6 protein-coding genes are annotated in these 8,986 nt (G+C 57.7%); 1 reads left to right on the top strand and 5 read right to left on the bottom strand.

The window, feature by feature from the left end:
* Window positions 1-1,440: sodium:calcium symporter (locus NTW95_04890; protein MCX6556753.1), on the top strand; the 1,440-nt coding region annotated here is incomplete at its 5' end.
* 85 nt (window positions 1,441-1,525) lie between these two features.
* On the opposite strand, the gene NTW95_04895 is transcribed toward NTW95_04890, so the two are convergent.
* The 5 genes from NTW95_04895 to NTW95_04915 form a co-directional block, all read right to left on the bottom strand.
* Window positions 1,526-2,992, bottom strand: a complete 1,467-nt coding sequence (locus tag NTW95_04895) for an ABC transporter substrate-binding protein (GenBank protein ID MCX6556754.1) — start codon at window positions 2,990-2,992, stop codon at window positions 1,526-1,528.
* Window positions 2,993-3,080: 88 nt separating this feature from the next.
* Window positions 3,081-3,932 (bottom strand): deoxyribonuclease IV, encoded by an 852-nt coding sequence (nfo, locus tag NTW95_04900; GenBank protein ID MCX6556755.1) that lies wholly within the window; start codon window positions 3,930-3,932, stop codon window positions 3,081-3,083.
* A gap of 19 nt (window positions 3,933-3,951) precedes the next feature.
* Window positions 3,952-6,000, bottom strand: coding sequence for a DUF1566 domain-containing protein (locus NTW95_04905; GenBank protein ID MCX6556756.1), 2,049 nt, complete (start codon window positions 5,998-6,000; stop codon window positions 3,952-3,954).
* Window positions 6,001-6,167: 167 nt separating this feature from the next.
* Complete coding sequence (locus tag NTW95_04910) at window positions 6,168-7,439, bottom strand: Nramp family divalent metal transporter (protein MCX6556757.1); 1,272 nt, start codon at window positions 7,437-7,439, stop codon at window positions 6,168-6,170.
* Complete coding sequence (locus NTW95_04915) at window positions 7,436-8,707, bottom strand: CBS domain-containing protein (GenBank protein ID MCX6556758.1); 1,272 nt, start codon at window positions 8,705-8,707, stop codon at window positions 7,436-7,438. Before NTW95_04915 ends, NTW95_04910 begins: the two co-directional genes overlap by 4 nt.
* Between the last annotated feature and the right edge of the window lie 279 nt (window positions 8,708-8,986).

The following is an 8,986-nucleotide window of genomic DNA, read 5'->3' on the forward strand; positions in this document are numbered from 1 at the left end:
AACGGCGGCGGCGCCTTCATGATCCCCAACATCAGCCACCTGCTCTTCCTGGGCGTGCCGCTGATGTGGGTCGAATGGTCGATCGGCCGCCACGGCGGCGTCCACGGCCACGGCACCACGCCGGGCATGTTCTCGCTGATGTGGAAGCACCCGGTTGCCAAGTACCTCGGAGCTTTGGGAATTTCCATGCCGTTCATCATTGTGGTTTACTACAATTTCATCGAGTCCTGGACCCTCGGCTTCGCCTGGTTCTCGGGCACCGGCAAGTATTTCGGCCTGACCACGCGCGACGCCATGGGGCACTTCCTGCGCGGCTTCCAGGGGGTCGAACACAACCAGTTCTTCTCCTCCTGGCTGCCGGTCATCATTTTCATCGGCATCACCATTTCATTGAATTACTATTTCCTGCGCAAGGGCATTTCCAAGGGGATCGAGGTGCTGGCCAAGATCGGCATGCCGGTGCTGTTCGTCTTCGGCATCGTGCTGGCCATCCGCGTCCTGACCCTGGGGCATCCTGCTTCGGGCGTCTCCTCGGTGGGCGCAGGCATGGGCTTCATGTGGAACCCCGACTTCAGCCAGCTCAGCCGGGCCACGGTCTGGCTGGTGGCGGCGGGGCAGATATTTTTCACCCTGAGCCTCGGCCAGGGCATCATCAACACCTACGCCTCCTACCTGCGCGAAAAGGATGATGTCACCCTCAACGGCTTGACCACCTCCATGACCAACGAATTCGCCGAGGTCATCCTGGGCGGCACCATCGCCATCCCGGTCGCCGTCGCCTTTTTCGGCGTGGTGGAGACCAAGCTCATCGCCAACGAGGGGGCTTTCAACCTCGGCTTCCAGTCGCTGCCGGTCATTTTCCAGAAGCTTCCTTTGGGCCAGATTTTGGGCGCCATGTGGTTCTTCCTGCTGTTCATCGCCGGCATCACCTCCTCGGTGGCCATGACCTCGCCGGCCATCGCCTTCCTGGAGGACGAGTTTAAGTGGAAGCGGACCAAGGCGGTGAACACGGTATTTGCCGTCATGGTGGCCTGCACGGTCGCCGTCGTCGCCTTTTTCAAGTTCGGCTTCCTCGACGAACTCGATTTCTGGGCCGGCACCTTCGGCCTGGTCGTTTTCGCCACCATCGAGATCATCATCTTCTCCTGGATCTTCGGCGTGAAGAGAGGCTGGGAAGACATGCACCAGGGGGCCGATCTGAAAGTTCCCAAGATATTCAAGTTCATCCTGAAGTACGTCACCCCGGTCTACATGCTGGTGGTGCTGGGCGCCTGGACCTACCAGGAGGCCATCGCCAAGTTCCTGATGAAAGGAGAGGAGCAGAGCCGCCACCCCTACCTCTGGGGGGCGCGGGCCATGTTCGTCGGCCTGATCCTGCTCACCGTGGGCATGGTCTGGCTGGCCTGGCGCAAGAAGAAGAACCAGACGCAAGAGCAATAACTGCGCCAATAAAAAAAGGGCCCGATGCCCAGCCCCTGGGCGGCTGGCGATTCCAAACGAGATATCCCAGATCAGCGAAACGTCCCTATTCGTGATTCAGGATGGCGTCTTTGAAGAGCAAAAACCCAAGGGGATCCATGCGTAGCCAGCTGACCCGCTTCGTGTAGGCCACCAGCTCGTTGAGGTGAAACAGGGGCAGCAGGGGCAATTCGCTGAAGATCAATCGCTGGGCTTCCGCATAATATTTCTCCCGCGTTTTCCAGTCAATGGTCATTTCGGCCTTGGACAATATCTCGGCATAAGCGGGGCTTACCGAAAACATTTTACCGCTGCTGGGGACGAGCATGAACATTGGGTTTAGAAAAACTATCGGATCGGCCGTATAACCCCAGGACATCAGGATGAGATCGGAATCACCGTTTTGTACAACCCTGAAAAACTGGTCAAAAGGCAGCTTGATGCTCTTGACCATGACATTAACCAGCTTGGCTTTGGCGACAATGGCCTTGGCAATCTCCTCGACACCGAACTGACCCTCGGAGTATGAAAGGCTGCAGGAGAAGCCCTTGGCCAGACCGGCTTCTTTGAGCAGTAGCCGCGCTTGCTGCAGACTGAAGTTGGTGCCGCCAATAGCGGGGGCAGTTCCGGTCATGGCCGGCGGTAGGAACTGGTCGGCCGGCACGGCCAGATTCTGGAACACGCGCCGAACCAGGACTTTTATGTTCAGCAGGTGGCTGAAGGCCTTTCGGACCTTCAGTTGAGTAAAGGGTGGACGTAAGCTATTGAAAGCGAGGTAATGGGTGCTCATGGATGGTTGCGAGATGATCCCGATATCACTCTTGCCCGCCAGCTCGCTGTATTCAGCCGCAGAACGGATCATAGAGATTTGAACGCTGCCGTTTTTAATCTGCGCGACTCTGAGCGAGGCGCTTTTCTCGCTCCTGAAAACCACCTTATCGATCCGCGCCGGAGTATCCCAATAAAGGGGATTGCGCCGCAAGACCAGGGATCTACCCTTGACCCATTCAGAAAGAACGAAAGGTCCAGTGCCTACCGGCTTGAATTCCCGCCCGTTTGCAGAACCCGGGGCTATGATATCGGCTCTGAAATCGACCAGGGACGAAAGAAAAGAAAGATATGGCCGGGTGAGGACGATCTCCACGCTCCAATCGTCTTTAGCGGATACAGCAGAGATGAAAGGGAAGACACGCCCGAAAGCACTGTATTCGCCCCCCATGTTCTCCATCCGTTTTTTAAAGGAATACACTACGGAGCGGGCGTTGAAATCCTTGCCGTTGTGAAACTTCACACCGCGCCGCAGATAAAACAACCAGCGTTTGCCATTTTCCTTGAAAATCCAGCGCTCAGCCAGGCATGGTTCCACGACCAGACTCCCAGGGCGTAGGCGAACCAGCCCCTCAAAGACATTGGCAATCACTTCTTGAGAATAAAAATCCTCGAATTTGCCGGGATCGAGGGTCAAGGCATCGGCCAAACGCAGATAAATCACGGACTGTTCCGCTCCCAGCACGGAAAAAAGCAGACAAATCATAATAAAAATACGGCCGGATCTATGCCGCATCATGTGGATACATTATAGAATTAAAAAACGTTTTTATCAAAAAAAATATTCGTGTTTTTTAACCGCGGTTGCCGACCAGTGAATACAACAGCTTGATCTCGGCCGGCCAGAGCGCATCATCGATCGTTTCCAGGATCAGGGGCAAATCGTCGAAGCGGGGGTCGTTCATCAGCAGGCGGAACGCTTCCATGCCGAGCTTGCCGCGGCCGATGCTGTCGTGGCGGTCCTTGCGGCTGCCCAGCTCCACCTTGGAATCGTTGACGTGGGCCGCGCGCAGGAATTTCCGGCCGATGACGGCGTCGAATTTTTTCATGGTTTTTTCATACACCTCGGCCGTGCGCAGGTCGTAGCCGGCGGCAAAGATGTGGCAGGTATCCAGGCAGACCCCGGTCCGTTCCTCGCGACCGACCAGGTCCAGGATGGCGGCCAGGTGCTCGAAGGTGTAGCCGACGTGGTTGCCCTGGCCCGAAGTCGATTCCAGCAGCAGCGAAACCCGGTCGGTTTCGGCCAACACCCGCGTCATGCCGGCGGCGATCACCCCGAGGCATTCTTTTTCATCCATGCCCCCCAGGTGGCTGCCGGGATGAAAATTCAGGTAAAGCAATCCGAGCTGCTCGGCCCGTTGCGCTTCGTCGAGCAGGGCCAGGACCGATTTTTCCCGCTTTTCGGCTTCGGGGTGGCCGAGGTTGATCAAATAACTGTCATGAGGCAGGACATGGCGTGGCGCAATGCCCGCTCCGGCCAGATTTTTCTTGAAAGCGGCGATGCTTGCCGCGCTCAGCGGCTTGGTCTGCCATTGCTTCTGGTTCTTGGTGAACAGGGCGAACGCCTTGGCGCCGATGGCCACAGCGTTGAGCGGGGTGTTTTCCACGCCGCCGGCGGCGCTGACATGGGCGCCGACGAATTTCATGCCAGGCCCCGCAAGAGCCTCACTTGCCGGCCTTGCGCACGGCCCAGACATAGCCAATCTGGTCGTATCCCTGGGCAAGCAGCTGCCCTTGCGGCAGCCGCAGCACCCAGACCGCGCGCAGCTGGTCGCTGACGCTGTCGCCGGTCCAGACGATAAAATCGGCCAGGCTGGCATAGAGCATTCTATCCATTTGCAGCAGCGTCAGCGACTCCTCGATGGTGGGCAGCCGCCAGCCGGAGTACCCGGCATAGATGCGGTTGGCCCACCATTTGGCCTTGTCGAAAACCATGGGCTTGTTCCACAATGTCCACATCAGGCCGCAGGAAAAATCGACGATCACCTTGGCGCCGCCATGCTCCACCGTTTCGAAGCGGACCGCCGGCTTGCCAAGCTGGCGCATGATGGCGTTCACGTCCGCCTGGTTCAGGCCCAGGTAATCGGAACGCAGCTTCAGTTTTTGTGCCTGCAGGATCTTCTGCTGGAATTCCTGCTCGACCATCTGCGCGGCCTGCTTTTCCAGGGCGATGATCTTGTTCCTCACCCGTGGAGCCCGCTCGCCCTGGGGATATTGCTGGAGAAAACCCTGCCAGGCGGCTACGGTGTTCTCGGCGTTCGCCTTGTCATAAGCTTGATCCTCCGATTGCACCATGTTCTGTTCGGCCTGCTTCTGCTCGGCGGCCTTGCTTTCGTCCTCGCGGATCTTGCTGGTGATCAGCTCTTCCAGCTGGAGCAGCGGTTCGGTCACTTTGATCCTTTTGGCTTCGAGCACGACAGCCAAGGCGCGGATGACATCATTCTTCTTGAGGAGATCGTTGGCCTGCTTGATCTTTTCATTGACAAGTTTTTCACTTTCATCGACCTGAGGAACCGCGGTCGTAGGGCCGGCCTTCGCTGCCGGCTCCTGCCCGACCGGCGGTTTGACCTCGGCGCCTGGAGCAGGCGTGACCTTCGCCGCCGGCTGCCGCGCTGCTGGCGGCGCGGTGGCCACCGGGGTGATAATAGCCTCATCATCGCTGCTGCCGGTTAAGTTGAGTTTTCCGGAAAGGGCCAGCCATAAAATCACGGCAGCGGCCAGAGGCAATATGAGCAGCAATATATATTTTAAATTGAAAGCGGTCCTTTTGCGCACCTCGGGGGTTTTAAAATGATCCATGTCAGGTTCGTCGGCCGGGCGCGCGTTTTCGACGACTTTTTCCTCGACTTGAAAGGTTTCCGGCGGGTGCCAGACCTCGGCAGGTTTTTCAATAATGACCGCATCGTGAGCTTCGGGTTCAGCCGACATCCCCATCGCCTTTTCCGGGACCGCCGCGCCGGGGGCTTCCGGAAACAGCGCCGGGGCCAGTACCGGCTCAACGTCAAACGCCATGGCGGGATTGCTGGCAAAATCAAAGGCGATCTTGACCTCCGCGGCTTTATTCAGGGGTTCTTCGATGATCGCCATCTCCTCTTCCGGCAGTGGCGCCGGAATCTGTATTTTTATGGCGCTGCTGCTCTCGCCGGCGATTACCGGCGGTTCATCGCTGGCCAGGCTGAAAATGGGTTGGTCTTCAGCCGCCGGCTCGCTGATGACCAGTTCGTCCGCGTCGAAGTACGGCTCGTACGGCGTATGGTCGAGATCGGGCTTGGGCTCGGGCTCGGCGAAGGGATCGGTAATGATCAGCTCGTTGGGCGGTGAAAACGGCTCGTCCGCACCGAGTTCAGCGACCGGTTTCGGCGGAGCGGGAACGGGATTCTCGTTCATGATGATCACTCCCTGCTTTTGCCCCGCCCGGTGGTCCTCGGTCAGCAGCAGGGGCGGTTCCTCCACGGCATTGAACTCCATGGCAGCACCCTGTCCGGGACTTTCCTGACGTGGAGCCGGCGCAGGAACCGCCTTGGCCTGTTGCTCAACTGCCGGGGAGATCTTTTGCAGATGGCGCTCGCACTTGAAGCGCATCATGTCGATTTCCACGTCCTTGCCGTATTTTTCATTGTATTGTTCGCACAGTTTGATCACATCCTGCCATTTTTCCAGCTGGTAGAGGATCTTGACCTTTCCCTTCAATGTTCTCTGATGCTCATCTTCCATTGCTTTCTCCCTGGCCAGGCCAGAAAAGGCTGCGCTTCATGGGTACACCCTCCTGACTCGCACCGTCCGGCGGTCGTTTCGCGCGCCCGGGCTTTTTCGCTCAACGGCTATTACCTATCATAAAGAAAAAGCAGTGTCAAATGAAAAACGCTTTTTGCCGGTCTTGCCTAGGCCAGCCGCGCCAGCAATGGCCAGGCGATCAGGAAAAAGGTCAGGATGATCAGCAGCAGACTGGTCGACCAGCCGACGAGGTTCTGGAACCTGTTGTTGACGTGGACCCCCATGATCTCCTTTTTGTTGACCATGATCATCATGCAGATCAGCACCACCGGCAGCAGCATGCCGTTGAGCACCTGGGTCCAGATGGTGATGGCGATCAATGGCGCGCCGGGGATAAGGATGATGATTACGCCGATGACGATGATGGCCGTGAACAGAGCGTAGAACTTCGGCGCCTCTTTCAACTTCTTGTCAATACCGGCTTCGAAGCCGAATGCCTCGCAGACGTAAAAAGCCGTGGCCAGCGGCAGGATGGTGGCCGAAAAGATCGACGCCACGAAAAGTCCGAAGGCAAAAATTTCGCCGGCAAAGGCACCGGCCAGCGGCTTCAGCGCCAGGGCGGCGTCCTTGGCTTCATGGATTTCGATCCCCTGTTCGTGGAGGGTGGCGGCGCAGGCGATGATGATAAAGAAGGCGACCGTGACCGTGGCCAGGCAGCCGATGATCACGTCCCAGAGCGCGAAACGGTAATCCTTGAGTTTGATGCGCTTTTCGATGACCGCCGACTGCATGTAAAACTGCATCCAGGGGGCGATGGTGGTGCCGATGATGCCGATGACCATGCCCAGGTAGGGACGGTCGAACTGGACCTGCGGCCGGATCAAGGCCGCGCCGATCTTCAGCCAGTCGGGCTTGGCCAGCAACGCCGAAACCACGTAGGAGAGGAGAAAAACCGAAAACACCAGAAAAATCCGTTCGGCGAACTTGTAGGTGCCCTTGACCACCAGGATCCAGACGGCGACCGCGGCCAGCGGCACGGAGAGGTACTTGCTGACCCCGAAAATCTGCATGCTGCCTGCGATGCCGGCGAATTCGGTGGCCGTGTTGCCGATGTCGGCAACGAGCAAACCCAGGAAGATGTAGAAGGTGATCTTGACGCCGAAACTTTCGCGGATCAGGTCGGCCAACCCCTTGCCGGTCACAATGCCCATGCGGGCGTTCATTTCCTGCACCACCAGCAGGACAACGAAGGCCGGCAGCAGGGTCCAGAGCAGCCGGTAGCCGTAATGGGAGCCGGCGACGGCGTAGGTGGTGATGCCGCCGGCGTCGTTGTCGACGCTGCCGGTGATGATGCCCGGGCCCAGGATACTTAAAAAAATGACCAGGTTGGCGAAAAAGGGGGTTTTCAGCCTTTGTTTCACCTTGTCGCCGAGAGTCATTTTTGTCTGTAGCGGCTCCGCTTCTTGATCGAAGGCAGGAGCACTTCCAGCGTATCGTCCACGGTGATGATGCCGATGAGCTTATTTTTCTTATCAACCACCGGCAGCGAGAGCAGGTTGTACTTGGCCATGATCTCCGCCGCTTCCATGTCGTCGGAATCGGAATGAATGGTCTTGACCCGGGTGTTCATGATCGTTGCCAGCTTAGCGTCCAGGGGCTGGCTGAACAGGTCGTTGATCGGCAGGGAACCGAGGAGGCGCTCCTGCTTGTCCAGGACATAGAGAACGTAAATATTCTCGATCTCGGCGCAGACCAGGCGGATGAACGCCAGCGCCTCGGCCACGGTCAGCTCGGGGTTCACGGCCAGAAAGTCGGTGGTCATCAATCCCCCGGCCGTGTCCTCCTCGTGGCGGAGCAGCTCCTTGACGTCCTCGGCTTCCTCGCCGTGCATCTCGCCGATGATGGCGTCGGCTTTCTCCTCGGGCATGTCCCCGAGTATGTCGGCGGCGTCGTCGGGCGACATGGCCTCCATGATGTCGGCGGCCTTTCCCTGGTCCATCCTCTCCATCAGGTCCTTCTGGTGCTTTTCATCCATCTCGGGGATGGCCTCGGCGATGGTGTCGATGCCCAGCGTATCGATCAGCGCGGCCTGGTTGTCGGGTGGGATCTGGGTCAGGATGTCGGCGATCTCGTACGGGTGGAGCGACTGCATGTCGCGGGTGGAAACGGTCAGCGACAGGTGGGTGATGTCGTCCTCCAATGCCTGGATGAAGCGCCAGGAGATCAGGTCGTAGGGGATGCGCTGCACCATTTTCTTCCACAGCGGCCAGTCGTCCTTTTTCAGCCCCAGCCGGCGCAGCAGCCCGCGGATGCCGACGTCGACGGCGATCAGCGAGAGTTTGCCGTCGATCTCGCGCACCTTGATGTCGTTGACGCGGACGATCTTGGCACCGTTGATATCGACGATCTGCTTGTCCCAGATATCCCTCACCGCCAGGGTTTCCTTTTCCCTGAGCGCCTGCAGTCGCAGCTGGTCCGGCTGCAGACGGCTGAGGATGAAGCGGCGGTTGAACAGCTCAATGTCCTCATAGGCCAGCCTGAGCAGGGGGGCGCCGGGGCGGGTGCGGATGACGAAGGCGTCGATCTGCGGAAAGACCTCTCCCCTGATCACGGTGAAATCGCGGATTTTGCCGATGCTGCCGCCGTCGGGGGCGAGGACGTTTTTGCCCGTCAATTCGCTTAAAAAAATTTCGCCTTGAAATTTCATTTGTCGCAGTTTACCCCTCTCCAGGGCATGCTGTCAACAGTATAAAATCAAGCCTTAAATTCTTTTCCGGCGGGCGATAGCAGCAGTTATCCATTCAGGGTAACATGGATGACGCTGATCGCTTTAAATAAATCTAGAAATAATTATTTAAATGTCAAATTACAACGAATCCACATCTGAGGCCTTTAATGTCAAGGAATTTATCCTGACTGCCTTATCATACAAATATTTATATATAGCCAGTTTTGCAGTTTGTCTGGCTACAGCTTTTTTTATCAA

The sequence above is a fragment of the Candidatus Aminicenantes bacterium genome (assembly GCA_026393795.1).
In the GTDB taxonomy this organism is placed as follows: domain Bacteria; phylum Acidobacteriota; class Aminicenantia; order UBA2199; family UBA2199; genus UBA2199.